Annotated in this window: 25 protein-coding genes and 2 tRNA genes; 12 read left to right on the top strand and 15 right to left on the bottom strand. The window is 71.8% G+C overall.

Annotated elements, in window-relative coordinates; genetic code table 11:
• Nucleotides 1-90: 90 nt before the first annotated feature.
• Nucleotides 91-729 carry an alpha/beta hydrolase family protein gene (locus tag ACYQ8Q_RS30450; RefSeq protein WP_460069311.1) on the bottom strand — a complete coding sequence of 213 codons (639 nt, stop codon included), beginning with the start codon at nucleotides 727-729 and terminating at the stop codon, nucleotides 91-93.
• A gap of 37 nt (nucleotides 730-766) precedes the next feature.
• Nucleotides 767-1,582 carry an SOS response-associated peptidase gene (locus ACYQ8Q_RS30445; RefSeq protein WP_460069308.1) on the bottom strand — a complete coding sequence of 272 codons (816 nt, stop codon included), beginning with the start codon at nucleotides 1,580-1,582 and terminating at the stop codon, nucleotides 767-769.
• Between the two features lie 50 nt (nucleotides 1,583-1,632).
• Between ACYQ8Q_RS30445 and ACYQ8Q_RS30440 the strand changes: the two genes are divergently transcribed.
• From ACYQ8Q_RS30440 to ACYQ8Q_RS30425, 4 genes are all read left to right on the top strand, one after another.
• The gene (locus ACYQ8Q_RS30440; protein ID WP_055631556.1) at nucleotides 1,633-2,355 is read left to right on the top strand and encodes a M50 family metallopeptidase; all 723 of its coding nucleotides are present in this window, start codon (nucleotides 1,633-1,635) and stop codon (nucleotides 2,353-2,355) included.
• Nucleotides 2,356-2,479: 124 nt separating this feature from the next.
• Nucleotides 2,480-3,805 (top strand): 3-phosphoshikimate 1-carboxyvinyltransferase, encoded by a 1,326-nt coding sequence (aroA, locus tag ACYQ8Q_RS30435; protein ID WP_460069305.1) that lies wholly within the window; start codon nucleotides 2,480-2,482, stop codon nucleotides 3,803-3,805.
• Nucleotides 3,806-3,823: 18 nt separating this feature from the next.
• On the top strand, nucleotides 3,824-4,834 hold the full coding sequence (gene rsgA / locus ACYQ8Q_RS30430) for a ribosome small subunit-dependent GTPase A (protein ID WP_460069302.1): 1,011 nt from the start codon (nucleotides 3,824-3,826) through the stop codon (nucleotides 4,832-4,834).
• A 105-nt stretch (nucleotides 4,835-4,939) separates the two neighbouring features.
• On the top strand, nucleotides 4,940-5,263 hold the full coding sequence (locus ACYQ8Q_RS30425; protein WP_055631559.1) for a DMT family transporter: 324 nt from the start codon (nucleotides 4,940-4,942) through the stop codon (nucleotides 5,261-5,263).
• Nucleotides 5,264-5,295: 32 nt separating this feature from the next.
• Here ACYQ8Q_RS30425 and ACYQ8Q_RS30420 read toward each other — a convergent pair whose 3' ends face one another.
• Entirely contained in the window at nucleotides 5,296-5,898 is a 603-nt protein-coding gene (locus ACYQ8Q_RS30420; protein ID WP_460069297.1) for a TetR/AcrR family transcriptional regulator, read from the bottom strand.
• Between the two features lie 170 nt (nucleotides 5,899-6,068).
• Here ACYQ8Q_RS30420 and hisN point away from each other — a divergent pair, with 170 nt between their 5' ends.
• From hisN to ACYQ8Q_RS30405, 3 genes are all read left to right on the top strand, one after another.
• The gene (gene hisN, locus ACYQ8Q_RS30415) at nucleotides 6,069-6,869 is read left to right on the top strand and encodes a histidinol-phosphatase (protein WP_460069295.1); all 801 of its coding nucleotides are present in this window, start codon (nucleotides 6,069-6,071) and stop codon (nucleotides 6,867-6,869) included.
• Between the two features lie 163 nt (nucleotides 6,870-7,032).
• The gene (locus tag ACYQ8Q_RS30410; protein WP_460069292.1) at nucleotides 7,033-7,422 is read left to right on the top strand and encodes a CBS domain-containing protein; all 390 of its coding nucleotides are present in this window, start codon (nucleotides 7,033-7,035) and stop codon (nucleotides 7,420-7,422) included.
• Nucleotides 7,423-7,526: 104 nt separating this feature from the next.
• Nucleotides 7,527-7,943: a Fur family transcriptional regulator gene (locus tag ACYQ8Q_RS30405; RefSeq protein ID WP_055631563.1), complete on the top strand. Its 417-nt coding sequence runs from the start codon at nucleotides 7,527-7,529 to the stop codon at nucleotides 7,941-7,943.
• Nucleotides 7,944-8,086: 143 nt separating this feature from the next.
• On the opposite strand, the gene ACYQ8Q_RS30400 is transcribed toward ACYQ8Q_RS30405, so the two are convergent.
• From ACYQ8Q_RS30400 to ACYQ8Q_RS30385, 4 genes are all read right to left on the bottom strand, one after another.
• Nucleotides 8,087-8,160, bottom strand: a tRNA-Met gene (locus tag ACYQ8Q_RS30400).
• Nucleotides 8,161-8,236: 76 nt separating this feature from the next.
• Nucleotides 8,237-10,150, bottom strand: a complete 1,914-nt coding sequence (locus tag ACYQ8Q_RS30395) for a sel1 repeat family protein (RefSeq protein WP_460069290.1) — start codon at nucleotides 10,148-10,150, stop codon at nucleotides 8,237-8,239.
• 208 nt (nucleotides 10,151-10,358) lie between these two features.
• A tRNA-Met gene (locus ACYQ8Q_RS30390) sits at nucleotides 10,359-10,432 on the bottom strand.
• A 40-nt stretch (nucleotides 10,433-10,472) separates the two neighbouring features.
• Nucleotides 10,473-13,445 carry a UPF0182 family membrane protein gene (locus ACYQ8Q_RS30385; protein WP_460073556.1) on the bottom strand — a complete coding sequence of 991 codons (2,973 nt, stop codon included), beginning with the start codon at nucleotides 13,443-13,445 and terminating at the stop codon, nucleotides 10,473-10,475.
• 164 nt (nucleotides 13,446-13,609) lie between these two features.
• Between ACYQ8Q_RS30385 and ACYQ8Q_RS30380 the strand changes: the two genes are divergently transcribed.
• Nucleotides 13,610-14,152 carry a PPA1309 family protein gene (locus tag ACYQ8Q_RS30380; protein WP_460069289.1) on the top strand — a complete coding sequence of 181 codons (543 nt, stop codon included), beginning with the start codon at nucleotides 13,610-13,612 and terminating at the stop codon, nucleotides 14,150-14,152.
• Between the two features lie 12 nt (nucleotides 14,153-14,164).
• Here the strand turns inward: ACYQ8Q_RS30380 and ACYQ8Q_RS30375 are convergent, their stop codons facing one another.
• The 4 genes from ACYQ8Q_RS30375 to ACYQ8Q_RS30360 form a co-directional block, all read right to left on the bottom strand.
• Nucleotides 14,165-15,256 carry a YlbL family protein gene (locus tag ACYQ8Q_RS30375; protein WP_460069287.1) on the bottom strand — a complete coding sequence of 364 codons (1,092 nt, stop codon included), beginning with the start codon at nucleotides 15,254-15,256 and terminating at the stop codon, nucleotides 14,165-14,167.
• Nucleotides 15,257-15,333: 77 nt separating this feature from the next.
• On the bottom strand, nucleotides 15,334-15,516 hold the full coding sequence (locus ACYQ8Q_RS30370; RefSeq protein ID WP_055631568.1) for a hypothetical protein: 183 nt from the start codon (nucleotides 15,514-15,516) through the stop codon (nucleotides 15,334-15,336).
• A 111-nt stretch (nucleotides 15,517-15,627) separates the two neighbouring features.
• Entirely contained in the window at nucleotides 15,628-16,089 is a 462-nt protein-coding gene (locus ACYQ8Q_RS30365; RefSeq protein WP_460069285.1) for a molybdenum cofactor biosynthesis protein MoaE, read from the bottom strand.
• Between the two features lie 123 nt (nucleotides 16,090-16,212).
• On the bottom strand, nucleotides 16,213-17,322 hold the full coding sequence (locus ACYQ8Q_RS30360; protein ID WP_460069283.1) for an SDR family oxidoreductase: 1,110 nt from the start codon (nucleotides 17,320-17,322) through the stop codon (nucleotides 16,213-16,215).
• Between the two features lie 197 nt (nucleotides 17,323-17,519).
• On the opposite strand from ACYQ8Q_RS30360, the gene ACYQ8Q_RS30355 reads away from it, so the two are divergent.
• Both ACYQ8Q_RS30355 and ACYQ8Q_RS30350 read left to right on the top strand, forming a co-directional pair.
• Complete coding sequence (locus tag ACYQ8Q_RS30355; RefSeq protein WP_460069281.1) at nucleotides 17,520-18,962, top strand: zinc-dependent metalloprotease; 1,443 nt, start codon at nucleotides 17,520-17,522, stop codon at nucleotides 18,960-18,962.
• Nucleotides 18,959-19,474, top strand: a complete 516-nt coding sequence (locus ACYQ8Q_RS30350; protein WP_460069279.1) for an NUDIX hydrolase — start codon at nucleotides 18,959-18,961, stop codon at nucleotides 19,472-19,474. The genes ACYQ8Q_RS30355 and ACYQ8Q_RS30350 overlap by 4 nt, the downstream gene beginning before the upstream one ends.
• Before the next feature lie 65 nt (nucleotides 19,475-19,539).
• On the opposite strand, the gene ACYQ8Q_RS30345 is transcribed toward ACYQ8Q_RS30350, so the two are convergent.
• The 4 genes from ACYQ8Q_RS30345 to ACYQ8Q_RS30330 form a co-directional block, all read right to left on the bottom strand.
• On the bottom strand, nucleotides 19,540-20,295 hold the full coding sequence (locus tag ACYQ8Q_RS30345) for an AIM24 family protein (RefSeq protein ID WP_460069277.1): 756 nt from the start codon (nucleotides 20,293-20,295) through the stop codon (nucleotides 19,540-19,542).
• Nucleotides 20,296-20,312: 17 nt separating this feature from the next.
• On the bottom strand, nucleotides 20,313-20,993 hold the full coding sequence (locus ACYQ8Q_RS30340; RefSeq protein ID WP_340376314.1) for an AIM24 family protein: 681 nt from the start codon (nucleotides 20,991-20,993) through the stop codon (nucleotides 20,313-20,315).
• Between the two features lie 11 nt (nucleotides 20,994-21,004).
• Complete coding sequence (locus tag ACYQ8Q_RS30335; RefSeq protein WP_460069275.1) at nucleotides 21,005-22,651, bottom strand: TerD family protein; 1,647 nt, start codon at nucleotides 22,649-22,651, stop codon at nucleotides 21,005-21,007.
• A 144-nt stretch (nucleotides 22,652-22,795) separates the two neighbouring features.
• A complete protein-coding gene (locus tag ACYQ8Q_RS30330; RefSeq protein ID WP_460069273.1) occupies nucleotides 22,796-23,392 on the bottom strand; it encodes a M48 metallopeptidase family protein in 597 nt (198 codons plus the stop codon).
• A gap of 270 nt (nucleotides 23,393-23,662) precedes the next feature.
• Here ACYQ8Q_RS30330 and ACYQ8Q_RS30325 point away from each other — a divergent pair, with 270 nt between their 5' ends.
• Nucleotides 23,663-24,904, top strand: a complete 1,242-nt coding sequence (locus ACYQ8Q_RS30325; protein WP_460069271.1) for a TOMM precursor leader peptide-binding protein — start codon at nucleotides 23,663-23,665, stop codon at nucleotides 24,902-24,904.
• Nucleotides 24,897-26,276 carry an ABC1 kinase family protein gene (locus ACYQ8Q_RS30320; RefSeq protein WP_460069268.1) on the top strand — a complete coding sequence of 460 codons (1,380 nt, stop codon included), beginning with the start codon at nucleotides 24,897-24,899 and terminating at the stop codon, nucleotides 26,274-26,276. Before ACYQ8Q_RS30325 ends, ACYQ8Q_RS30320 begins: the two co-directional genes overlap by 8 nt.
• Nucleotides 26,277-26,392 lie beyond the last annotated feature (116 nt).

Genomic DNA, 26,392 nt, shown 5'->3' with positions numbered 1-26,392 from the left:
GGCGGACTTCCTCTCCCACGACATCGGTGCTGCGTGTTCAGCACTTCTGTCCGCCTCAACAGCGAGCCCGCGCACAACATTCCCGAAGCTTTACCCCAGTGACCCGGTCCACTCCACGACCGCGTCCGTGACGATCGCCACGGCCTCTTCCTGGCTGATCTCCGCCCTCCTCGGCACGGCGAGGCCGTGGTCGGCGTACGGCACCTCGACGATCTCGTACGCCCCCTCGGGGAACTCCTCGGGCCGCCCGAACGTGTCGTTGCCGCCCTGGACGACGAGGGTGGGGACCCCGGACCCCAGCAGTTCCGCGGCGCGGGACTTCTCCGGCTTGCCCGGCGGGTGCAGCGGGAAGCTGAGCGCGAGGACCGCGTGGGCGCCGAGCTCGACCGCCGTGCGGCAGGCCACCCGCGCACCGGCGCTCCGGCCGCCGGAGACCACCGGCAGACCGGGCTTCGCGACGGCGGGCCAGATCCCGCGCCAGCCGGTGTCGAGGGTCTTCGGCGCGGGCGCCACCTTCCTGCCGGCCACCCGCCAGGGCTGCTCGACGAGGGCGACGGTGACGCCGTGCCCGGGGAGCACGGCGGCGAGGGCGCTGAGGTCGCGCGCGTCGATGCCGCCGCCCGCGCCGTGGCTGACGGCGAGGACGAGCCGGGGCCGCTTCGCCGGGTGCCAGGTGATGCGGGCGTCGCCGGCGTCGGTGAGGACGAGTTCGGTGCTCACATTGCTCACGTTGCTCACTGGGCTCACTGGGCTCACTGGGGTCACGTCAGAAGAGTGTGCCCTCCTCGGGGCCCTCCAGCTCCTTCAGCAGCTCCGGGCTGTTGTTGCGGACGTTGCTGACGGCCGTGGACACCGGGTAGGCCCGCATCAGTCCGGGCGGCGGAGGCTCCAGCAGGGACCGCAGGTCCTCGGGGTCGGTGCGGGCCGGGTCCAGCCAGGAGTCCCAGCGGTCCGGGGTGAGCATCAGGGGCATCCGGGGGTGGATCTCGGCGAGCGCGTGGGGGCCGTCGGCGGGGGCCACGGCGAGCGGGGTGGTCTCGGCCTCGGTGGTGATCACCGAGCAGGTCACCCACCAGGCCCGCGGATGGTCGTCGGGCAGGGTCCGGTCCCGCCAGAACTCGTACAGCCCGGCCATCGCGAACACCGAGCCGTCGGCCGGGAGCACGAAGTAGGGCTGCTTGCGCGGCCGCTTCTTCTTCCCCTCGACCTCCAGGTCGCGCTCCTCCTTGGCGGTGACCCACTCGTAGTAGCCGTCGGCGGGCAGGATGCAGCGGCGCGAGGTGAAGGCGCGGCGGTACGACGGCTTCTCGTGCACCGTCTCGGCGCGCGCGTTGATCATCCGGGCGCCGCCCTCGGGCGACTTGGCCCAGGAGGGCACGAGCCCCCATTTCAGCTTGCGCAGCTGCCGAACCGGGCGTCGGTCGTCGGCGTCTTTCACGGGACGGTCGAGGACGGCGTAGACCTCCTTGGTCGGCGCCACGTTGTAGTCGGGCTCGAGGGTTTCCTCGGGCTCCCACTTCTCGATTTCAAAGACTCCTGCGAGATCCTCGGGCCTGCGACTCGCTGCATACCGTCCGCACATACGTGCCACACTGCCAGACTCGACACGACGAGAGGGAGCCACAGCCGAACATGGAGAGCACCGCCGCCCTAGCGCTGCCCGACCTGTGGGACCGTCTCGTCGGCACCCAGCCCGACCCCGACCTGTGGGTGGTGATCGCGACGGCCGTCGCGGCCCTCGCGGTCGTCGTCCCGCACAGTCTGTGGCGGATATCCCGCAACGCGATCACGATCGCCCACGAGGGCGGCCACGGCCTGGTCGCGCTGCTGACGGGCCGCCAGCTCACCGGGATCCGGCTGCACTCCGACACCAGCGGCCTCACGGTGAGCCGCGGCAAGCCCCACGGCCTCGGCATGATCCTCACCGCCGCCGCCGGCTACACCGCTCCCCCGCTCCTCGGCCTCGGCGGCGCGGCCCTCCTCGGCGCCGGCCGCATCACGCTCCTCCTCTGGCTGGCGACGGCCCTCCTGGTCGCGATGCTGGTGATGATCCGCAACGCCTACGGCGCCCTCACGGTCGTCCTGACCGGCGGCACCTTCCTCCTGGTCTCCTGGCTGGCGGGCCCCCAGGTGCAGGCGGCGTTCGCCTACGCGGTGGTGTGGTTCCTGCTCCTGGGCGGCGTACGCCCGGCCTTCGAGCTCCAGGTCAAGCGCCGGCGCGGCGGCGCGGGCGACTCGGACGCGGACCAACTGTCGCGCCTGACGCACGTTCCGGCGGGCCTGTGGCTGTTCCTGTTCCATGTGGTGAGCCTGTGCGCGTTGATGGGCGGGGGCCGCTGGTTGCTGGAGATGTGATGCAAGCCCCGCAGGGGCGCGCATCACAGGGGCGCGGGGCTGAATCGATATGCGGCTCCGCCGCGGGGCGCGACCAGCCCCCACGGCGCCGCACGCGACAACCTACCGGCACTAAAGTGAACGCATGCCCAAAACCCCGGCCCTCTGGCCCGCCCCCACCGCGAGCGAAGCCGTCGACGCGACGGTCCACGTGCCGGGGTCCAAGTCCGTCACCAACCGCGCCCTCGTCCTCGCCTCGCTCGCCTCGGAGCCCGGCTGGCTGCGCCGCCCCCTCCGCTCCCGCGACACGCTGCTGATGGCCGAGGCCCTGCGCGCGATGGGCATCGAGATCGAGGAGGGCGTGGGACCGGACGGCACGGGCGAGGCCTGGCGCGTGCTCCCCGCGGGCCTGCGCGGCCCGGCCACGGTGGACGTCGGCAACGCGGGCACCGTCATGCGCTTCCTGCCCCCGGTCGCCGCCCTCGCCGACGGCCCCGTCCGCTTCGACGGCGACCCGCGCGCGTACGAGCGCCCCCTGCACGGCGTCATCGACGCGCTGCGCGTCCTCGGCGCCCGGATCGACGACGACGGCCGGGGCGCGCTGCCGCTGACGGTGCACGGCTCGGGCGCGCTGGACGGCGGGCCGGTGGAGATCGACGCGTCCTCGTCCTCGCAGTTCGTGTCGGCGCTGCTGCTGTCGGCCCCCCGCTTCAACCAGGGGGTGGAGGTCCGCCACATCGGTGCGACGCTCCCCTCTCTCCCCCACATCCGGATGACGGTGGACATGCTGCGCGCGGTCGGCGCCCAGGTGGACACCCCGGAGTCGGGCGGCGAGCCGAACGTCTGGCGGGTCACGCCGGGGGCGCTGCTGGGCCGGGACCTGACGATCGAGCCGGACCTGTCGAACGCGCAGCCGTTCCTGGCGGCGGCGCTGGTGACGGGCGGCCGGGTGCTGATCCCGGACTGGCCGGCGCGGACCACCCAGCCGGGTGACCGGCTGCGGGAGATCTTCACCGAGATGGGCGGCTCCTGCGAGCTGACGGAGTACGGTCTGGTCTTCACCGGCTCGGGCGCGATCCACGGGGTGGACGTGGACCTGGGGGACGTCGGCGAGCTGACCCCGGGCATCGCGGCGGTGGCCGCGCTCGCGGACTCCCCGTCCACCCTGCGGGGCGTGGCCCATCTGCGGCTGCACGAGACGGACCGGCTGGCCGCGCTCACCAAGGAGATCAACGAGCTGGGCGGGGATGTCGCCGAGACGGCCGACGGGCTGCACATCCGCCCGCGCCCGCTGCACGGCGGGACCTTCCGTACGTACGACGACCACCGCATGGCGACCGCCGGTGCGATCATCGGCCTGGCCGTGGCGGGGGTGCAGATCGAGAACGTGGCGACGACGGCGAAGACCCTGCCGGACTTCCCCGGGCTGTGGACCGGGATGCTCGGGGTATCCGGGATGCTCGGGGTATAGGGACGGCGGGGAACAGGCATGCGCCGCTACGGCAAGCACACCGACGAGGACGACATCCGCTCGCGCCCGAACCGCAAGGGCAACCGGCCTCGTACACACATCCGTCCCAAGCACGAGGACGCCGCCGAGGGCATGGTCCTCACCGTCGACCGGGGCCGGCTGACCTGTCTGGTCGAGGACCGGATCGTCGTCGCGATGAAGGCCCGTGAGCTGGGCCGCAAGGCGGCGGTCGTGGGTGACCGGGTCGCCCTGGTCGGCGATCTGTCCGGCAACAAGGACACCCTCGCCCGGATCGTCCGCATCGAGGAGCGCGCCTCGGTGCTGCGCCGTACCGCGGACGACGACGACCCGTTCGAGCGGGTGGTGGTCGCCAACGCCGACCAGCTCGCCGTCGTCACCGCCCTCGCCGACCCCGAACCCCGCCCCCGGCTGATCGACCGCTGTCTGGTCGCGGCCTACGACGGCGGCCTCACCCCGCTGCTGGTGATGACGAAGTCGGACCTGGCCCCGCCGGACAAGCTGCTGGAGCTGTACGGCGACCTGGACATCCCGTACGTGGTCACCAGCCGTGAGGAGCTGGAGAACGGCGGCGCCGCGGACCGGGTGCGCGAGCTGCTGGTGGGGCGGGTCACGGCGTTCGTCGGGCACTCGGGCGTCGGCAAGACCACCCTCGTCAACGCGCTGGTCCCCGAGGAGCGCCGCCGGGTGACCGGGCATGTCAACGCGGTGACCGGCCGTGGCCGCCACACCACGACCTCGGCGCTGGCGCTGCCCCTGGCGGGCACCGGGGACTGGGTGATCGACACCCCGGGCGTCCGGTCCTTCGGCCTGCACCACGTCGATCCGTCCCGGGTGATCCACGCCTTCCCCGATCTGGAACCGGGCACCGAGGGCTGCCCGCGCGCGTGCAGCCACGACGAGCCGGACTGCGCGCTGGACGCGTGGGTGGCCGAGGGACACGCGGACCCCGCGCGGCTGTACTCGCTGCGCCGGCTGCTGGCCACCCGGGAGCGCAAGGAGGGCGACTGAGGGCGACTGACCTCCGCGTTGTTTGTCAGGACGTGAGTCCGGTAAGTGCATAATCGCACCGAGCCGGACCGCGCGGGCACGAGCGGACAAACGGGAGGACAGCACATGGCGTGGCTGCTGGTCATCGTCGCGGGACTGCTCGAGACCGGTTTCGCCGTCTGTCTGAAGCTGTCCCACGGCTTCACCCGGCTCTGGCCCACCATCGCCTTCTGCGCCTTCGCCCTCGGCAGCTTCGGTCTGCTGACGCTCTCCCTGAAGAAGCTCGACGTCGGCCCGGCGTACGCGGTGTGGACGGGCATCGGCGCGGCGGGCACCGCGATCTACGGCATGGTCTTCCTCGGCGACCTGGTGTCCACTCTGAAGATCGTCTCGATCAGCCTGGTGATCGCCGGGGTGATCGGGCTCCAGCTCTCGGGCTCGGCGCACTGAGCTGCCCCTGACGTGACCGGCGACCGGCCTGCCTACGCCCGCTGGAGCGCCGTCCGGACCAGCTCGGCCACCCCGTTCTCCCCGGCCGGCGGGGCCGCCACGCAGGACAGGGCGAGGCGTACGGCGAGTTCGCAGGCGCGGGCCAGGTCGGCGGCGTCCGCGCGGGCCGCGCCGGGGCCGCCGAGCACGGCGACGGCCCGGTCCCGTACGGCGCCGACGAGGTCGCCGGGCGAGGGCAGCGGCCCGTCCGCCCGCCGCTGCGCGGGGACGGCGGAGGAGGACGGCACCGCCGAGAGCGTCGGCGAGGGCAGCCGCTCGCTCCAGCAGCCGGTGAGCAGGGCCCGCAGGAGCGGGTTGCCCCGGGCCGCCGTGAACGTCCACGCGGCGGCGGAGACCAGCCGTTCGCGGGCGTCGCCCGGCACGGACAGCGCCCGGTCGATCCCGGCGAGGTAGGCGTCGGCCTCCCGCCGCACCAGGGCTCTGGCCAGCCCTTCCTTGCTGCCGAACTCGTTGTACAGGGTCTGCCGGGACACCGCGGCGGTCGCCGCGACGTCCACCATCCGCACCGCGGACCAGGGCCGCAGGTCGAGTGCCGCGTAGGCGGCGTCCAGCAGGGATTCCCGCGCTGCAGGCATCATCGCCTCCCGGGGCGAGCGGATGCTGCCCAGGGTTGACGCGCACGGGGGCACTGTCAAGGGTTCGCGGGCGCGGTGGGGGCCGGGCGACGGCTCCCCGGCCGGTCCCCGCACATCCGGGGCGCGGTCCCCTGTGGCCTCGCCCGATCCGGCCGGATACCGTTCGTCCCATGCCGGACTACCTCGACGATCTCCGTCTCGCGCACGTCCTCGCGGACGCCGCCGACGCCGCCACCATGGACCGTTTCAAGGCCCTCGACCTCAAGGTGGAGACCAAACCGGACATGACGCCGGTGAGCGAGGCCGACAAGGCCGCCGAGGAACTGATCCGCGGCCAGCTCCAGCGGGCCCGTCCCCGGGACGCGATCCTCGGCGAGGAGTACGGCCTGGAGGGCACGGGCCCGCGCCGCTGGGTGATCGACCCGATCGACGGCACCAAGAACTATGTGCGCGGGGTGCCGGTGTGGGCGACCCTCATCTCGCTGATGGAGGCGGGCGAGGGCGGCTACCACCCGGTGGTCGGCGTGGTCTCCGCGCCGGCGCTGGGCCGCCGCTGGTGGGCGGCGAAGGGACACGGCGCCTTCAGCGGCCGCAGTCTCTCCTCCGCGACCCGGCTGCGCGTCTCCAAGGTCTCGAAGCTGTCCGACGCCTCCTTCGCGTACTCCTCGCTCACCGGCTGGGAGGAGCGCGGGAACCTGAACGGCTTCCTGGACCTGACCCGCGACGTGTGGCGCACGCGCGCGTACGGCGACTTCTGGCCCTACATGATGGTCGCCGAGGGCTCGATCGACCTGTGCGCCGAGCCGGAGCTGTCCCTGTGGGACATGGCGGCCAACGCGATCGTCGTGACGGAGGCGGGCGGCACCTTCACCGGCCTCGACGGCCGTCCGGGCCCGCACAGCGGCAACGGGGCCGCGTCCAACGGTCTGCTCCACGACGAGCTGCTGGGGTATCTCGGCGAGCGGTACTGAAAAATCACAGATGAGCATGTGCGCCCTCAATTGACGACGCGCGCCCCCTTGTTGACCCCCGCTTTACCTGAGACTCTGAGGATCCCCCACTTGTGAACTTGTGAATCAGTGCACTTGCGGGTACCCGCAGGGCACGGATTCTCCTAGGAGGTGGCTCCATCCCATGCTCGTCCGAGACGCCATGAGCACGGTGGTCCTCACCATCGGCCCCGCCCACACCCTCCGCCAGGCCGCCGCCCTGATGTCCGCCCGCCGCGTCGGCGCCGCCCTTGTACTGGACCCCGACGACGGGATGGGCATCCTCACCGAACGGGACATCCTCAACTCCGTGGGCCTGGGCCAGGACCCGGACACGGAACGCACCCACGCCCACACCACCAACAACGTGGTCTTCGCCGCCCCGACCTGGACCCTGGAGGAGGCGGCCCGGGCGATGGCCCACGGCGGCTTCCGCCATCTGATAGTCCTCGACGGGGGCGAACCGGCCGGGATCGTCTCGGTCCGCGACATCATCCGCTGCTGGGCCCCGGCCCGCCAGCGCGTCCCCGCCTGAGCGATGGACAGTCCCGATCCGATCATGGACACTGTCTAAGTCAGGGCTGGCTCCAAAGTCACACCCGATCGGGAACTGTTCCTCCTGCTGTTAGGCTGGTGCGCATGAGTGACCTTCTGGAACGGCTGCGTGGACGCGGATGGCGGATGACCGCGCAGCGACGCGTCGTGGCCGAGGTCCTCGACGGCGAACACGTCCACCTGACGGCCGACGAGGTGCACGCCAGGGCGGTCGCCAAGCTGCCCGAGATCTCCCGGGCGACCGTCTACAACACGCTCGGTGAGCTGGTCTCCCTCGGCGAGGTGCTCGAGGTCGCGACCGACCGGCGCGCCAAGCGGTACGACCCCAACGCCCACCGTCCGCACCAGCACCTGGTCTGCGCGCGCTGCGGCGCCATCCGTGACGTCCACCCGACCGGCAATCCGCTGTCCGACCTCCCCGACTCGGAGCGCTTCGGCTTCGCGGTCTCGGACGTCGAGGTGACGTACCGCGGCATCTGCCCGAGCTGCGCGGCGGCGTAAGCGCTCTCCCGAAGCCCCGGCGTCCACAGCGGACGCCGGGGCTTCGCGCTGCGTACGGCCTTCCCAAAAGATCCGCCGGTCAGGAGGCCGTCGGACACGACTGAGGACCGGAACCCTCTTGGATTCCGGCCCTCGGCCTTCAGTAGCGGGGACAGGATTTGAACCTGCGACCTCTGGGTTATGAGCCCAGCGAGCTACCGAGCTGCTCCACCCCGCGTCGTTGAATGCAACGTTACGTGAAGGGGGAGGGCGGAGGCAAATCAGTTCCGCGTGGGCCCCTTCACAGGGCCCCGTCAGGCCGACAGCTCCTGCCGCAGCGCGTCGCGCAGCCGCGCCGCCCGCTGCGCGACCTCCCCCGGCCCGAGCGACACCGCCCGGTCGGCCCACCGCTGTCCTTCCGCGAGCTCGCCCCGACGCGCGTAGACGAGGGCGAGCCGCAGCGCCGCCCGCCCGTGCCCGTCGTCGGCGGCCCGCGTCCACCACACGACCGCCTCCGGCTCGCTCCCCTCGCGTGCGAGCAGCAGCCCGAGGTTGAAGGCCCCGTTGCGCGACCCGGCCTCGGCGGCCTCCCGGTACCACCGCGCCGCCTCGCACACGTCCCCCCGCGCCGCGGCGAGCATCCCGACCCGGACCTGGGCACGCCGGTGCCCCTGCTGGGCCGCCCGCTCGTACCACTCCTCGCACTCGGTCTTCTCGTGCGCGATCTCCCCGAGCTCGTGCGCGGGCTGCGGCGGCCGGCGCGCGTCCAGCACGGCGGCCAGCCGGTACGCCGCCTCCGCGCTGCCCCCGCCCGCGGCGCACCGCAGATGCCGTTCGGCCTCCTGCTCGTCGCCCTCGCGCAGCCGGGCGATGCCGACCTGGAGCGCCGCCTCGGTGTGCCCGGCGGCGGCCGCCCGCTCGTACCAGCGCAGCGCGACCGTGTCCTCGCCGCGCCCCGCGAAGAGGATCCCGAGGTTGAACGCGGCGTCGACGCTGCCCGCCTCCGCCGCCTTGGAGAACCAGGGCTCGGAGCCGGCCGTGTCACCGACCCGGAGCAGCAGGACGGCCAGCGCGTTGGCGGCCTCCCGGTGCCCGGCGTAGGCCGCGCGCCGGTACCACTGCTCGGCCTGCGCGGTGCGGCCCTGCTCGGCGCAGAGCAGGGCGAGGTTGTAGGCGCCGTTGTCGTCGCCCGCGTCCATGGCGGCCCGGTACCAGCGCTCGGCGGTCTGGGTCTGCCCCCGTTCTGCGTGCAGGGCGCCCAGCGCGTTGGCGGCGTTGCCGTCGCCGTCCTGGGCGGCCCGCAGCCACCAGATCGCGGCGTTCTCGGTGTCGCCTGCGTCGCGCAGCAGGAATCCGAGCGCGCAGGCGGCCCGTGCCTCGCCGTCCTTGGCGGCGGTCAGGTACCAGCGCCCGGCCTCCTTCAGCTCGCCCTTGCGCTCCAGGATCGCCCCGAGGTGCAGGGCGGCCCGCCGGTGGCCGCGCGCGGCGGCCTGCCGGTACCACTGCTCGGCCTCCGGCTGGACGCCGGCGGCGTCGGCCGCGTCATCTGCGTCGCTCTCGATGGACCGCGGGTCCCTGCGGTCCAGGGCCCGCGCCAGCCGGTACGCCGCCTCCCGGTGACCGCGCTCGGCGGCGGCCCGCATCCACCGCTCGGCCCCGCTGTCGGCACGGTGTTCCAGCAGGTCGGCGAGGGCGTACGCGCCGAGGGCGTGGCCCTGCTCGGCGGACTGGCGCAGCCAGTACTCGGCGGCGGGCTCGTCGCCGCACTCACGGCAGTGGCGCCCGAGCGCGTGCGCGGCGGCGGCGGAGCCGGCGACGGCGGCGACCCGCCACCATCCGGCGGCCTCGTCGGCGTACCCGCGCTGGTGCAGCAGGACGCCCAGGTTGTTGGCGGCGGCCCGGTCCCCGGCCGCGGTGGCGGCGCGCAGATGGGGCTCGGCGCCGTCCAGGTCGCCGCGGCGCAGCAGCATGGCGCCGAGGACGCTGGTCGCCTCGGCGTCACCGGACGCGGCGGCGAGCCGCAGCCGCATCTCCTCGACGGCCTCCCCCGTCTCGACCGTCACCCCCGTCTCGGCTGTTTCTTCTGTCTCTACCGTCTCGTCCGTCTCTACCGTCTCGACGGCGTGCGCCGTCTCGTCCCGGCTCTCGTCCGGGGTCGCTTCCTCACCGGAAGGCTGCACAAACCGCCCTGTCTCGAACAGAGTTGCCTTGTCCCCCATAACGTCCATCGTCGCACCACCTGCAACCCGGGTACACCTGTGTATACCGCAGCCCGTGAGGTCACTTCAGCGTTTTGTCGACATGCCCACAGAGAGACAAGTCAAACACAGTCGGCCCAACTCCCCACAGCGGCGCGACGATGTCGTACCACGGCACATGCGTTCGCACATGACGAAGGCCCGGATCCGTGTACCGGATCCGGGCCTTCGTCTTCAGTAGCGGGGACAGGATTTGAACCTGCGACCTCTGGGTTATGAGCCCAGCGAGCTACCGAGCTGCTCCACCCCGCGTCGTGTTCCACCACCGTATCACGACGCGGGGCGGGCTTGATCAGCCGCTGGGACTGGCGCTCGGGCTGGGACTGCTGCTCGCCTTGGCCCCGCCGGCGCTGCCGCTGCTCGCCGTCGCGCTCGGACTCGGGCTGCTGCTCGCCTTGTTGCCGCTCTTGTCCGCCTCGGCCTGGGCGTCCTCGGCCCGCTTCAGGGCGGCCTCAAGGTCCTTCTGCGCCTTGCCGTACGCCTCCCAGTCCCCCTTCTTCAGGGCGTCCTGGCCGGCGGTGAACGCCTTCTGCGCGTCGTTCAGCGCCTCCTGGACCGTCGGGTTGGAGGAGGACGGCGGGGTGGTGGTGTCACCGCCGTCGTCCGCGGGCGGGGTCGTGCTCTCCGCTCCGAAGACCTTGTTGAGGGCCCCGTCGAGGGTGTCCTCGAAGGCGGTGTTGCCGCCGTAGGTCACCAACACCTTCTTCAGCAGCGGGTACTTGAGTCCGCCACCGCGCACATAGACCGGCTCGACGTAGAGCAGTCCTCCGTCGAGCGGCACCGTCAGCAGGTTGCCGTACTCGATGTCGGAGTCGCCGCCCTTGAGGAGTCTGATCGACTCGGCGATGTCCTGCTCGGAGTTGAACTGGCTCTGGACCTGCTTCGGTCCGTCGACGGTGGTGCTCGTCGGCAGTTTCAGGATTCTGATCTTGCCGTAACCGGGCGTACCCGCCTCGGAGTCCACCGCCATGAACGCGCTGAGGTTGTCCCGCCCGTTGGGCGTGAACGTCGTCGTCAGCGAGAACGCCTGCGCCGACTGGTCCGGCATCTTCATGCTCAGGTAGTACGGCGGCACCGCGTCGCCCGACTTGTTGGACGGGTCGTCCGGCACCTGCCAGACCTCGCTGCCGCTGAGGAAGGTCGTGGCGTCCTTCACGTGGTAGCGGGTGAGCAGTTCACGCTGGACCTTGAACAGGTCCTGCGGGTACCGCAGGTGGGCCATCAGCGAGGTCGAGATGTCCGACTTGGGCTCGACCGTGCCGGGGAACGCCTTCATCCAGGTCTTCAGGACGGGGTCCTCGGTGTCCCACTGGTAGAGCTTGACCTCGCCGGTGTACGCGTCGACGGTCGCCTTCACCGAGTTGCGGATGTAGTTGACCTGGTTCTGCTGGGCCACCACCGCGCGGTTGTCGTTGGTCGCGGTCAGCGAGTCGGCGGTGGTGTCGCCGAGGGTCGTACGGGAGGCGTACGGGTAGCCGTTCGTCGTGGTGTACGCGTCGACGATCCACTGGATCTTCCCGTCGACGACGGCCGGGTAGGCGTCACCGTCGATGGTCAGCCACGGGGCGACCGCCTCGACGCGCTCCTTGGGCGTGCGGTTGTACAGGATCCGCGAACCCTCGCCGATCGCGCCGGAGTACAGGATCTGCGGCTCGCCGAACGCCACCGCGTACGCGGCCCGGTTGACCGGGTTGGAGAGGTTGACCCCGCTCTTGCCCTGGTAGCTGGTGGTCTTCTCGCCGTTGTCGTCGGAGTAGTCGATCTCCTTCTGCGGACCGCCGACGATCGAGTACGTCGTCGTCTTCTCGCCGTAGTAGATCCGCTGCTGGTACGTGCCGAGGTCGCCTTCGGACGGCAGGTTGGACTCGGTGAACAGCGGGCGGCCCTCGGAGTCGGCGGTGGTGCCCTTGGCGGCGACGACGCCGTACCCGTGGGTGTAGCGGAAGTGGTTGTTGATCCAGTTCTGCTTGTCCACGCCCGCGAGGTTCAGCTCACGCAGACCGATGACGGTGTCCTGGTCGGTGCCGCTCTCGTTGTAGCGGTCCACGTCCAGGTTGGTCGGGAAGGCGTAGTACTTCCGCATCTGCTGCAGCTGCTGGAACGTCGGCGAGACGATGTTCGGGTCCAGGACCCGGATGCTCGCGGTGGCGTCCACGTCGTCGCGCAGCTGCGTCTTGTCCTTGGTGGTGCTGGTCCCCGAGTACTCGGTGACCTGCGCGCCGTCGATGCCGTACGCCTCACGCGTCGCCTTGAGGTTCTTCTCGACGTACGGGGCTTCCTTGGCCTGCTCGTTCGGCTGGACCTGGAACTTCTGGACGATCGCCGGGTACAGCCCGCCGATCAGGATCGCCGAGAGCACCATCAGACCGAAGCCGATCACCGGCAGCTGCCAGGTGCGCCGCCACAGGGTGGCGAAGAACAGCAGGGCGCAGATGACCGCGATGCAGAACAGGATCGTCTTGGCCGGGAGGTAGGCGTTGGCGTCGACGTACCGCAGGCCGGTCCAGTTGTCCGTCGCCTTGAAGTCGCTGGACTTCACGGCCAGGCCGTACCGGTCGAGCCAGTAGGCGACCGCCTTCAGGGCGACGAAGATCCCGAGCAGCACCGACAGATGTCCGGTGGCGGCGGCCGTGGCGCGCGCGCCGGGGCTGGTGACGCGCAGCCCGCCGTACAGATAGTGGGTGAGCGCGGCGGCGATCAGGGAGAGGATCGTGGCGGCGAAGCCGAAGCCGAGCAGGAACCGGTACCAGGGCAGGTCGAAGGCGAAGAACGACACGTCGAGGTGGAACTGCGGGTCCTTCTGTCCGAAGGAGACGCCGTTGACCCACATCAGCCAGGTCCGCCACTGGCCGGCCGCCGAGGCGCCGGCGATGAGCCCGACCAGGGCGGTGATGCCGAGCAGCAGCCACCGCTTGTAGGGGGCGATGCCCATGCGGTACCGGTCGAGGCTCTGCTGCTCCACCGACATCGCGCTCAGCGGGGGCCGCAGCCGGTGGGCGAGCCAGATGTTGAAACCGACCGCGAGCGCCATCAGCAGACCGAAGACGGAGAACAGGCCGATCTTGGTCCAGAGGGTGGTGGTGAACACGGACGAGTAGTTCACCGACCGGTACCAGAGCCAGTCCGTCCAGAATCCCGCGAACATGGTGAACGCCATGCCGAGGACGGCAAGGACGCCCAGCGTCATGAGCAGGGTCCGGACACGCCGGGACGGGCGGCCCACTCTCATCCGCGGCCCTGTCGGGCCTCCGCCGCGGTCCGGCATCTGGAAAGCCAAGGTGCGCACCTCGAAGTTCGCTGTCGATCCCTCAGGCCCGCGTGTTCGCCGGCCCCCAGTGGCCCCCCGTGATCGTGGGCCCACACCTATGCAACTTACTCACCGTTTACTCGGTTCCCGATTCCGCCCGAGAACGAGAGAGGATTGTGACCATGTCCAACACTCCCATGGCGGCGAACCCGCTCACCCGGGCCGTACTCGAGATCGACGAGTACGCCTCCGGCCTCGGCTGGGACCAGCCCGCCCGCCTCTTCGCCCTCGTAGACACCGCACGACTGCGGGCTCAGGAACCCTCGCTCGCCGCCCAGCTCGGCCTGACGGACGAGCCCGAGACCACGGCTCTCACCCCGATCGAGCAGGACGAAGTGCCAACGGACAAGGCACTCGACGAGTTCCTGGCCACGATCGCCTGGCCCGACGCGGTGGCCGGCTGCGCCCTGACCGTGGAGCGGCTGATGCTGCCGCCGTCCGCCGAGGCCCAGGTCCCGCAGGGCCTGAGCGAGGGGAAGCTGGCGAAGTGGGTGGCCGAGCACCCGGACCGCCAGGAGGTCCGGATGACGGTCGCGGTGCTGCGCGACGGCACCCGTGAGTCGGCGCTGCGGCTGCGCGAGAAGGACACGCCGACGGAGGTGCTCACCGGCGGGAGCCTGGTCCCCGGCCTGGCGGAGGCGCTGTCGGCGACCTTCGAGGAGTAGCCGTCCGCGGCGCTACTTGGTGCACTTCGGCAGATCGGCGGTGTCGCCGCTGCGGATGTCCTTGAGGGCGGAGAGGGCGTCGTCGATGGTGTCGACCTTGACGAGCCTGAGTCCCGAGGGGGTGTCCTTGGCGGCGGCCGCGCAGTTGTCGGCCGGCGTCAGGAAGTACTGGGCCCCCTGGCTGCGCGCGCCCACGGTCTTCATCTCGATGCCGCCGATCGGCCCGACCTTGCCCTCGTCGTCGATGGTGCCGGTGCCGGCGACGAACTTGCCGCCGGTGAGGCTGCCGGGCGTCAGCTTGTCGTAGATCCCGAGGGCGAACATCAGTCCGGCGCTGGGCCCGCCCACGTCGGCGAGCTTGATGTCGATCGAGAACGGGAACGTGTGATCGGTCCCGGCCGAGATCCCGACGATCGCCCGCTTCTCGCCGACATCGTCGGAGGTGGCGGTCGTGATGGTCACGTCCTGCGTCTTCGTCGCCGTCCTGTTCGCCTTCTCGGCGGCGGCCTGCTCCTTCGCCGGGATGATCGTGAAGACGACGTCCTGGCCGGGCTTGTGCTTGGTCACCAGCTTCGCGACATCGGCCGGCTCCTTCACCGCGGTGCCGTCCACGGCCTTGATCACGTCCCCGGCGTGCAGCCTGCCCTCGGCCGGGGAGTCCTTGACCACCGTCGAGACGATCACCCAGGACGTCACCGGGACGTCCAGTTCCTTCAGGGCGGCGACCTTGGCGCTCTCCTGGGACTGACTGAACTCCTCGGCGTTCTCCTGGGTGGACTGCTCCTCGGTCTTGCCGTCCGGGTAGAGCGTGTCGTGCGGCACGACCTTGTTGTCGTGCGCCAGCCAGCCGTAGACCGCCTCGACGAGGTTCATCCGGTAGTCGGCGCTGGTGACCCGCACGGTGGTCATGTTCAGATGGCCGCTCGTCGCGTACGTCTTGTGCCCCGCGATCTGCAGCACCGGCTCACCGTCGTGCTCACCGAGCGTGTTCACCGTCGGCCCCGGGGACATCTCCGAGTACGGCACGGGGATGAGCACCCCCGCGCACAGGAGCGCGATCAGCATCAGGGTGGAGGCGAGCATCGTCGCGGTGCGGCGTGGCATGCCTCGACAGTACGGGACGCGTCTGTCAGCGCACCGTCAGGGCCACCACCCGGGTCAGCGGCCCCCCTCGGCCGCCCTCAGCCCCCGGAGGACGACCTCGGCACGGCGGCCGACTTCTCCATGGCGGCACGGAACCGCGCGTACCCGTCGAGCTCCGGACCGTCGCCGCGCGCCTTGCGGGTGCGGTTGGCCCAGCTCCCCCACAGTCCGGCACCGATCGCAGCCACAAGCGGAATCAGCAACCAGGCGAGCACCGCCATGCCGACCTCCCAACCCCATTACCGCAACTGACTGATCAGCAGATTAACCATCCGCACTGACAACGCTCACGGCAGGGGTGGGGTTACGCAACCGGAGGCGGGGCGGGCCGCTCAGCAGGCCCCGACCCACTCCTCGGTACCGTCGGAGAACTTCTGGTGCTTCCAGATCGGCACCTCGTGCTTGAGATCGTCGATCAGCTTCCGGCAGGCCTCGAAGGCCTCGCCCCGATGCGGACACGACACGGCGACGACCACCGCGAGATCACCGACGGCGAGGTCCCCGACCCGGTGCACGGCCGCGAGCGCCCGCACCGGGAACTCGGCGACGACCTTCTCCGCGACCCGCCGGATCTCCGCCTCGGCGGTCGGATGGCAGGAGTAACCGAGCGTGTCGACGTCGGCGCCCCCGTCGTGATTGCGGACGGTCCCCACGAAGAGCGCGGTCCCCCCGGCCGCGTCGTCCCCGACGGCCCGGAAGACCTCGTCGAGGGAGAGAGCGGTGTCCCTGATGCCGATCAGCTTGACGGGGTCCTCGGCCGCCCGCTCACCGGGATGGTCGTTGGTGGATGCCATGCCTCCATCGTGCCTCACGAGGCACCGGTGGGGACCAGCCAGCCCGTCCGGCGCTCGAGGACGGGGCCCGTTCGGGGCCGACGGGGGTCCAGGGGGCGGAGCCCCCTGGTTCAGGGCGCGCCCCTAACGGCGCCGCGCCTTGCGGGCCCGCCGCACCACAGCGGCAGCGCCGAGCAGCGCGACCGTCGCCCCCGCGGCCCCCGCCGCCGTCGCGTCCTTGCGCCCGAGGCGCCGCCCGGCCACGGTGTGCCGCCCAGCCACCTCCTCCAGCAGCTCGGCGAGCACCTCCTCGTTGGTCCACTGCGCCCGCCACCCCGCGTCGTGCAGCCGCGACCCGCTCACCACCCACGGGTACATCGTGTACGCCAGGTCGCCCGCCGGGGACGGCGTCAGCCCGATCCGGTGCAGCCGGGCCGCCGCGCCCAGCGCGACCGCCGACGGCAGCTCCATCCGCCGGATCCCGCTGAGCTCCTCGACCTCCTCCTGCTCCAGCCACCCGTCACAGCCGACGGCCAGCTCGCCGTCGACCTTCTCCAGTACGGCGTACTCCAGGGCGCCGCACAGATCCTCGACGTGGCAGAACTGCCAGGCCGGCCGGGACCCGGCCACGACCAGCAGCCGGGGCGACTCGAAGTACCTGGTCAGTGCCGTGTCCGTGCCTCCCACCAGCACGGCGGGGCGGACCACGGTGACATTCAGCCCGGGATGCGCGCGCGGCGCCCGCCGTGCCAGCCGTTCGATTTCCAGCAGGTCCCCGACGCCCGTCGCCTCCGCGGTCGCCCGCAGCTCCGCGTCCTCCGAGAGCGGCAGCTCGTTGTCCTCCAGCGCCCCGTAGACCATCGAGGAGGTGCACAGCACCACGCGGCGCACACCGGCCGCCGCGGAGGCCGTCAGCACGGTCTGCGTACCGCGGACGTTGTAGGCCGTCCGGGCGGCGGCGTCACTCCCCAGGTCGAGATCGAGCGCAAGGTGGACGACGACGTCGACGCCGCGCAGCTTGTCGGCGATCGCCGGGTCACGGACGTCGAGGATGTGCCACTGCGCCGCGTCGCACTCGCCCCGTCGCTCGTCGATGGCGACGACCTGCCTGATCTCGTCGGACGCGGCGAGCCGCTCGGTGAGCAGCGCGCCGACCCCGGTGGCTGCGCCGGTCACGGCGACGACGGGCCCGCGCGAACCACCCGGGGCGGAGTGGTTTCGCGCTGCGCGAACCTGCGGATCTGGGGAACTCACCAGGTGTCTCCAGCGGTTGTCTTGGCATACGGGCGCGACTGACGCGTACGTACCAGGTGGCATCCATCCTGCCGCAGGCCAGGAGTCGGCGAAGCACCGAGGCCCGATCGAGCCCCGGGGTGTCTACGCTGGGTGGTGTTGCAGGGCAACCGCGCCGCCGGGTGAGAACCCGGTGGCCTAACCAGCCGAGGAACCCCGTGAGTGACACCCCATTCGGATTCGGCCTTCCGCCGGAGGAGCCGGAAGACGGCGACGAGGGCAAGAAGAAGGACCAGCAGAGCGGTGGTGGTCAGGGACAGGCCAACCCGTTCGGTTTCGGCGGGCTGCCCGGCGCCGGAGGCTTTGGCGGCCCCGGCGCGGACAACCCGCTCGCGGCCATGTTCGGTTCACTGAACCCCAACGACCTGGGTGCGGCGTTCCAGCAGCTCGGCCAGATGCTCTCGTACGAGGGCGGGCCGGTGAACTGGGACATGGCCAAGCAGATCGCCCGCCAGACGGTCTCCCAGGGCACGTCGGACGGCGTGAAGGACGCGAGCGTCGGCCCCTCCGAGCGCACCGCCGTGGAGGAGGCCGTCCGTCTCGCCGACCTGTGGCTGGACGACGTGACCTCGCTGCCGTCCGGCGCCGGCTCGGCCGTGGCGTGGTCGCGCGCGGAGTGGGTCGAGGCGACCCTTCCCGCGTGGAAGGAACTCGTCGACCCGGTCGCCGAGCGCGTCGGCGCGGCCATGGGCGATGTCCTGCCGGAGGAGATGCAGGCCATGGCCGGCCCGCTGATCGGCATGATGCGCTCGATGGGCGGGGCGATGTTCGGCTCGCAGATCGGGCAGGCCGTCGGCGTCCTGGCGGGCGAGGTGGTCGGCTCGACCGACATCGGGCTGCCGCTCGGCCCGGCGGGCCGGGCCGCGCTGCTGCCGCTGAACATCGAGTCGTTCGGCAAGGACCTGGGCATCCCCCAGGAGGAGGTCCGGCTCTACCTCGCGCTGCGCGAGGCCGCCCACCAGCGCCTCTTCGCGCATGTGCCGTGGCTGCGCTCGCATCTGTTCGGCGCGGTCGAGGGCTACGCGCGCGGGATCAAGGTGGACACCGCGAAGCTGGAGGACGTGGTCGGCCAGTTCGACCCGCAGAACCCCGAGCAGCTTCAGGACGCACTCCAGCAGGGCATGTTCCAGCCCGAGGACACCCCGGCGCAGAAGGCCGCCCTGGCCCGTCTGGAGACGGCCCTGGCGCTCGTCGAGGGCTGGGTCGACGCGGTGGTGCACGCGGCGGCGAAGCCCCGGCTGTCGTCGGCGGACGCGCTGCGCGAGACCCTGCGCCGCCGACGCGCCACGGGCGGTCCGGCGGAGCAGACGTTCGCCACGCTGATCGGCCTGGAGCTGCGCCCGCGCCGGCTGCGGGACGCCTCCCGGCTGTGGGCCTCCCTGACGGACGCACGCGGGGTGGACGGCCGTGACGCCCTGTGGGCGCACCCCGACATGCTGCCGACGGCCTCCGACCTGGACGACCCGGACGGCTTCGTGCACCGCGAGCAGCTGGACTTCTCCGAGCTGGAGAAGATGCTCGGCGAGGTGGGCGGCGCCGTCGGCCCCGACGAGAAGCCGAACCTGAAGAAGGACGACTCCGAGGGCGACGACACCGAGTGAGCCTGTACGACGACGCGGTCCTCGTACTCAAGGGCTACGAGGACCAGCCGGAGCTGCGCCAGACCTACCTGGACCATCTGGCGGCCCATCCGGACGCCATGTGGAAGGCGTGCGGCGAGGGGCACATCACGGCGAGCGCGCTGGTGATCGACCCCTCACGCGCGCGGGTGCTGCTCACCCTGCACAAGAAGCTGCGGATGTGGCTGCAGATGGGCGGCCACTGCGAGCCGGGCGACGCGACGCTGGCGGCGGCGGCCCTGCGCGAGGGCACGGAGGAGTCCGGCATCGAGGGGCTGGGCCTGCTGCCGGGCGGTCCCGTGCGCCTGGACCGGCATGAGACACCGTGCGCCTGGCATCTGGACGTCCAGTACGCGGCACTGGCTCCGGCCGGGTCCGTGGAGGCGATCAGCGACGAGTCCCTGGACCTGCGCTGGTTCGCCTACGACGAGGTCGCCGAGGTGGCCGACGACTCGGTCGTACGACTGCTGTCGGCGACCCTCGCCAGGCTGTGACGGGGTAAGGGGCACCCACAAGGGCGGGCGCCCCTTACCTCTCGTCACCGCTCGTCACCGCTCGGTCAGCTCCAGGCGTTGCCCTGGTTCTGCGACCGGGCCCCGTGCTGGCCCATGCCGTACTGCGCGGCGAGGCCGGAGCCGATCTGGGCGTTCTGCGGCGGCAGCAGCTCGCTGGGCTGCACCAGCGCGAACCCGGTGCCCATGAAGCTGAGCTCCCAGCCCTCACCGGTGTTGCCGCGCCGGCGCCACACCCCGGAGGAGTGCGTCTGGGCCTGCATCTGCACGCGCAGCCCGGTCGACCAGGCCACGATGGCGTCGGCGTCGCAGTTGACGTACCGGTCGGGCGTGACCTGCATCATCAGCGGCGCGCCCGAGGTCATCAGGGCGACCCGGCCGCGGCCGGTGATGTTGAGCTGGTACTTCCCGGAGCCGGAGATGCCGTAGAGGCTGTCGACGGCGATGACCTCGTGGTGCAGCGAGGAGTCCATGGCGAGGACATAGCTGCTGTCGACGGTCAGCCCGTCCTGCTCGACGTCCACGAGGTGGATGTACTGGGCGAGGTTGGCGAGGTAGACCGTGCCCTGCCCATGGCAGCGCATGAGGTCCAGCCCCTCGCCCGTACGCGCACGCGCGCGTCCCTGCTGGTTGCTCTGGTACTCGGCGTCGAACTCGACGAGCCCCTGGTAGGCGACCATCGTGCCCTTGCGGGCCAGGATGTCGTCGTGGCCCTCCAGGACGATCCGGAGCATCTGCTTGTTCTGCAGGCTCCAGCGTTCCTGGGTCTGTGAGTCGTTGTGTGCGAAAAGTGAGCTCTGCATGGCTTTCTGGCTCCCCCTCAGCCCCGGAACCGGAGGCGGTCGGTGCTGTCCTCGCTGGGCTGGACGACGACGATGCCCTGGCCGGAGAAGGCCATCTGGTAGGCCTCGCCGCTGCCGCGGCCGATGAGGGACTGCGCCTTGAAGCTGCGCTTGCCCTTGACCTTGAGGTTCGGCGACCAGGCGACGAGCGCGTCCGGGTCGACGTAGGTCTCGTCCTCGCCGCCGCCGCAGTCGACGACGATCGGCTTGCCCCGGGAGGTGAGCGCGACCCAGCCCTGACCGGAGATCTTGGTGTTCCACAGGCCCTGTCCGGCGAACTTCGCCAGACCCTTCACCCGCTCCACGCCCCAGGTGAGGTGCGCGTCGAAGGCGAGCAGGTTGGTGGCGTTGACCGAGATGCCGTCGCCGTTGAGGTTGATCACGACCACGTTGGCGCCGTAGTCGGCGAGGTAGAGCAGTCCGTCGCCGGAGCACTTCATCAGGGGTGCGCCCTCGCCGGTCATCCAGTCGCGGGCGATCTGGCGCACGGCCGGCGGGTTGGGCTCGTACTGGACGAAGCCCTCGTAGGCGACCATCGAGCCCACGCGCGCGAGGAGGTCGTTGCCGGTCTGCATGGCGACCTTCAGCATGTGGTTGCCGTGGTTCTCCATACGGGCGGTGACGGGTGCGGGGGCATAGCCCGCGAGCGGCTGGTTCATGACGGGCTCCCTCAGACCTCGTACGGCTGGACGACGATGAAGTTGCCGGGCGCGCCCCGGAACTGGAGGTTGACGCTCTCCCCGGTGTCGCCGGGGTAGGCGTTGCGGCGCATCCGCACCTGGCTGGAGACGACCACCTGGGCGGCGGACGACCAGGCGACGACGGCGTTGCAGTCGGCGAACGTGGTCGGGGTGACCGGCAGGACGACGGGCGTGCCGTGCGTCTTGACGACGATCGTGCCGGTGCCCGTGAACTGCATGGTGAACAGCGCGCCGCCGGGGATGCCGTGGCCCTCGATCCGGCGGACCTCGTACTGGAGGCTCTCGTCGAAGGCGAGGACGTTCTCGGCGGAGACGCAGATGCCGTCGCCCTGGAGCTCGATGGGGTGCAGCATCGTGGCGTTGTCGGCGAGGAACACCTGGCCCTGGCCGGTGCAGCGCATCAGCTGCATCTCCTGGCCGGTCGCGTTGCCCACGATCCGGCCGGCGAATCCGGCGCCCTTGTAGCTGAAGTCGACCTTGCCCTGGTAGAGCACCATGCTGCCCTGGCGGGCGAGCACGGGCTGGCCGCCCATGCCGAGGTCGACGCGGATCAGCTTCTTGTTCTGCTGCGTCCAGCGCTGCCCGGTGGGGGTCTCCTTGAACTGCTGGAGCGCCGCGGCCACTCCGGCGCCGCCCTGGGGCGCGCCCTGCGGCACGCCGTACGCCTGCTGGCCGGGGACCTGCCCGAACGGGGGCTGCTGCTGGCCGTAGCCGGGCGGCATCGGGGCCTGGGGAGGCATCGGGGCCTGCGGCGCGTGGGGCGGCTGGCCGTAGCCGGGCGGCGGCGGGGCGGTCGGGGCGCCGGGCTGGCCGTACGGCTGCTGCTGGGGCGGCTGACCGTAGGGCGCGGGCACCGGGCCGGGCGGCGGGACCGGCACGCCGCCGGGCGGGGTCATGGGCGCGATGATGGTCGGCGCGGCGTGCACCGGGGGCGCGGGCGCCGGGGCGGGCGGCGGTGTGAAGCCCTGCGGGGCGGGCGCCGGCGCGGGAGCGGGAGCAGGCGCGCTGGGCGCGGCGAACGTGGGCGGGGCGAACCCGGGGGCGGCACCGGGCTGCGGCTGGGGGGCGGCGGGCGCGGGCGCCTCCTCCTCCGCGACCTCGCCGCCGAAGTTCCTCAGCAGCGCCTCCAGACCGCCGTCGAAGCCCTGTCCGACGGCCGCGAACCGCCAGACGTCCTTCAGGTAGAAGTCGCCCAGCATCACGGCGCGCTCGCTGGTGAACTCCGAGCCGTTGAAGGCGTACCGGGCCACCTCCTCGCCGCCGGCGACGATACGGAGGTAGCCGGGGTTGATCTGCGACATCTGTCCGGCGCCGTCGACGGTCGCCGTGAAGGACAGCTTCTGGATCTGCGGCGGGATCCGGTCCAGCGTGATGCGGAAGGACTCCGTGTCGCCGGCCTGGGCGCCCAGGAGCTGGATCGACTCCTCGGGGGACTTCGGCTGGTTGAAGAAGACGAAGTACCTGTCGTCGGAGAGCCGTTCGTCGGCGTCGAGACCGAAGCAGCTGATGTCGAAGGTCAGGCCGGGGGCGGTGATCTGCACGCCTACGTACAGATCGGTGCCCGCGGTGAGGTCACTGATCCTGGCCTTGTGGCCGCGTTGGAATTCCCTGGGCATGCGTAACGACCGTCCCCCATCCCGATTGCGAGTGCGTCGCGTCAGGCTAACGGCAAACTCCGACAACGCACGATGTCGGTACAGACCCGGTACACAACCCGCGCCGACCGATACCGGGCGCGGGCACGCTCCGCGCCGTCGGGGTCACTCCTCGCGCGCGCCGGGCAGATGCGGCAGCCGTTCCGCGGCGACCACGCCCTCCAGGTAGCCGCGGGCCCGCTCGGTGCGCGGGTAGGCCTCGAGCAGCCGCCAGAAGTCGGGGCCGTGGCCGGGCACCAGCAGGTGGGCGAGTTCATGGGCGAGGACGTAGTCGACGACGTAGTCGGGCATGCCCTGGAGGCGGTGCGACAGCCGGATGCTGCCCTCCGCCGGGGTGCACGAGCCCCAGCGGGTGTTCTGGTTGGTGACCCAGCGCACCGAGGTGGGCCGGGCCCGGCCGCCGAAGCACTGGGCCGACAGCCGCTCGGCGCGCTCCGCCAGTTCGGCGTCGCCGGGCACCCGCTTGCTCTCCTGCGCGGCGAGCTTGTCCAGCATGACGCCCACCCAGCGCTGTTCCTCGGCCTCGGACATCCGGGCGGGGATGAGCACGATGGTGCGATCGCCCTCGCGATAGGCGGAGACCGTGCGGCGTCGGCGGGCACTTCTGCGGACCTCGATCGCGCTCGCCCCCGATCCGTTCGCGGGCTGGCTCGTCGGCTTCCGCTGTGGCGTTCCGGCGCGGTGCAGGGGGTCGGCGGGCACGCCCCGACGTTACCCGCTGCACCTGGGGGAAGTCCCGACTCCGGGACGGTCGGGTTCCGATCCCGCACCCCCGTTTTAAGTCATACGACGGATTTGTACGACGAATTCCGGTGCCTGTGGACAACTTTCGGCACGGTTCGGCGGGGCCGGGCATGCTGGCACTCGTCGGCGGAGCGAGGAGACCCCCATGCCCCCGCTCCGCCGACGCACGGGGAGCTTCTCCCAACACATGGACATATGCGGCTACACACAGGCATACGGGGGCCTTTGATGCATCCGATGGTGAAGCCCGCGCTGCGGCGCGGCTGGCGGGACCTCAACACCGTGCAGTTCGGGATGACACCGGCGCACGCGCTGACCCTCGGGCCGGTGGACACGGCGACGGGCGGTTTCCTCGACCTGCTGGACGGCACCCGGGGCCTCGATCTGCTGCGCGAGGAGGGGCGCCGCATGGATCTGCCGGACGGCCATGTGGACCGGCTGGTGGAGCGGCTGGGCCGGGCGGGACTCCTCGACGACACGCGCGGGGGCGGGCCGGACGCGGCGGCCCTGCGCGAGCGGCAGGAGGTGCTGGACCGGCTGCGGCCGGACCTCGCCTCGCTGTCGCTGACCACGTCGGCCCCGGGCGAGGCGCTCGGCCGGCTCGCGGCCCGGCGCCGGCTGCGGGTGCAGGTGCGCGGCGCGGGCCGGGTCGGCGCGGTGCTGGCGGCGCTGCTGTCGGGCGCGGGGGTCGGCGAGGTGGAGGTGCGGGACGGCGGTCTGGTGGAGCCGGGGGACGTGGCGCCGGGCGGACTGTCCGCCGAGTCGGTCGGCGAGCGCCGGGACGAGGCCGCCCGCCGTGCCGTGCGCGCGGCCGCCCCGGACCGCCCGTCGCGCGGAAGGCCCCGGTCGCCGTCCGGGGCGGGAGGCCCCGGCCTCGCCCTGGTGATCATCGCCGCCCGGGACGACGTGCGCGTGCACGCGCCGCCCCCGTCCGCGGCCGATCCCCTGCTCGCCTCGGGCACCCCTCATCTGTACGCGGGGGTGGTGGAGGCGACGGGCGTGGTGGGGCCGCTCGTCCTGCCCGGTGAGACGGGCTGCGCCGGCTGTCTCCAGCGGACGCGCACCGACCGGGACGAGACCTGGCCGCGGCTGGTCGCGCAGTGGCAGTCGGGGCGGCGGCGCCCCGCGCAGGCCTGCGATCTGACCCTGGCCACGGCGGTCGCGGGTCTGGCGGCCGCCCACGCGCTCACCTTCCTCGACGGCCGCCTCCCCTCCAGCGCGGGAGCCCGCTGGGAGGTCTCCCTCCCCACCCTGCAGTGGCACGCCCGGCCGGTGTGGCCGCACTCCGCGTGTCCGTGCGGCGCGTCCGGGGCGGGCGGGTCCGGGGAGGGCGCGGAGAAAGGTAAGGGGGAACACACACCCGAAGACGGGGGATCACACGCGACAATGGCAGGGCAACGGCAATCGACGGAGTTACGCCGTACGACAGTGGCCGCGCGGCAGGCTGGGACTTGGAGGGCGCATGTCTGATCTTCCCCGGAAGGCGGTCACCCGGACCGCCAAGCTCGCCGCGCTGCCGCTCGGCTTCGCCGGACGGGCGACCTGGGGCCTGGGCAAGCGGATCGTCGGCGAGTCCGCGGAGATCGTCGGCCGTGAACTGCAACAGCGGACGGCGGAGCAGCTCTTCAAGGTGCTGGGTGAGCTCAAGGGCGGGGCGATGAAGTTCGGGCAGGCCCTGTCCGTGTTCGAGTCGGCCCTGCCCGAGGAGGTCGCCGGTCCCTACCGCGCGGCGCTGACGAAGCTCCAGGACGCGGCGCCGCCGATGCCGACCCGCACGGTGCACTCCGTGCTCGCGAAGCGGCTCGGCGCGGACTGGCCGGACCTGTTCGTGGAGTTCGACGACAAGCCCGCCGCCGCGGCCTCGATCGGCCAGGTCCACCGCGCGGTATGGCACGACGGGCGGGCGGTCGCGGTCAAGGTGCAGTACCCGGGAGCGGGCGAGGCCCTGCTCTCCGATCTCAACCAACTCAGCCGTTTCGCCCGGCTGCTGGGGCCGCTGATCCCCGGCATGGACGTCAAGCCGCTGATCTCCGAGCTCCGTGACCGGGTCTCCGAGGAGCTGGACTACGCCTTGGAGGCGCAGGCCCAGCAGGCCCACGCGGAGGAGTTCGCCGGCGATCCGGACGTCGTGGTCCCGGCGGTGGTGCACCAGTGCGAGCAGGTCCTCGTCACCGAGTGGATCGACGGCATCCCGTTGTCCGAGGTGATCACCGGGGGGACCCAGGAGCAGCGCGACCGCGCCGGACAGCTGCTGTCCCGCTTCCTGTTCTCCGGCCCGGCCCGCACCGGTCTGCTGCACGCCGATCCGCACCCGGGCAACTTCCGTCTGCTGCCCGGCGGGCCGGACGGCGAGGAGGACTGGCGGCTCGGTGTCCTGGACTTCGGCACGGTCGACCGGCTCTCGGGCGGTCTGCCGGAACCGATCGGGGAGTCCCTGCGGATGACCCTGGACGGCGAGGCGGACGCGGTCTACGAACTCCTGTGCACGGAGGGCTTCGTCAAGGAGTCCATCGAGCTGGACCCCGACGCGGTCCTCGACTATCTGCTGCCGATCATCGAGCCGGCCAACGCGGAGGAGTTCACCTTCACCCGCGGCTGGATGCGCAGCCAGGCGGCCCGGATCGCCGACCCCCGCTCCCCCGCCCACCAGTTGGGCAAGCAGCTCAACCTGCCGCCGGCCTATCTGCTGATCCATCGGGTGACCCTGAGCACGATCGGTGTGCTGTGCCAGCTCGGCGCGACGGTGCGGCTGCGGGACGAACTGGAGGAGTGGCTGCCGGGGTTCGTCCCGGAGGAGGACCTGGAGCAGCTCGGAATACAGGAGTCGGTGGCGGAGGCCTGACGGTCCCCGGCAACGCACCGCGGGGGCCGGTCCGTTCGGACGGACCGGCCCCCGCGGGGACAGTGTGCGCCTCCTGTGCAGGGAGGCCACCGCTTCCGGTGGTGGGACTACCGGGG

It is taken from the genome of Streptomyces sp. YKOK-I1 (assembly GCF_054660435.1).
This window is presented reverse-complemented; position numbering and strand designations above follow the sequence as displayed.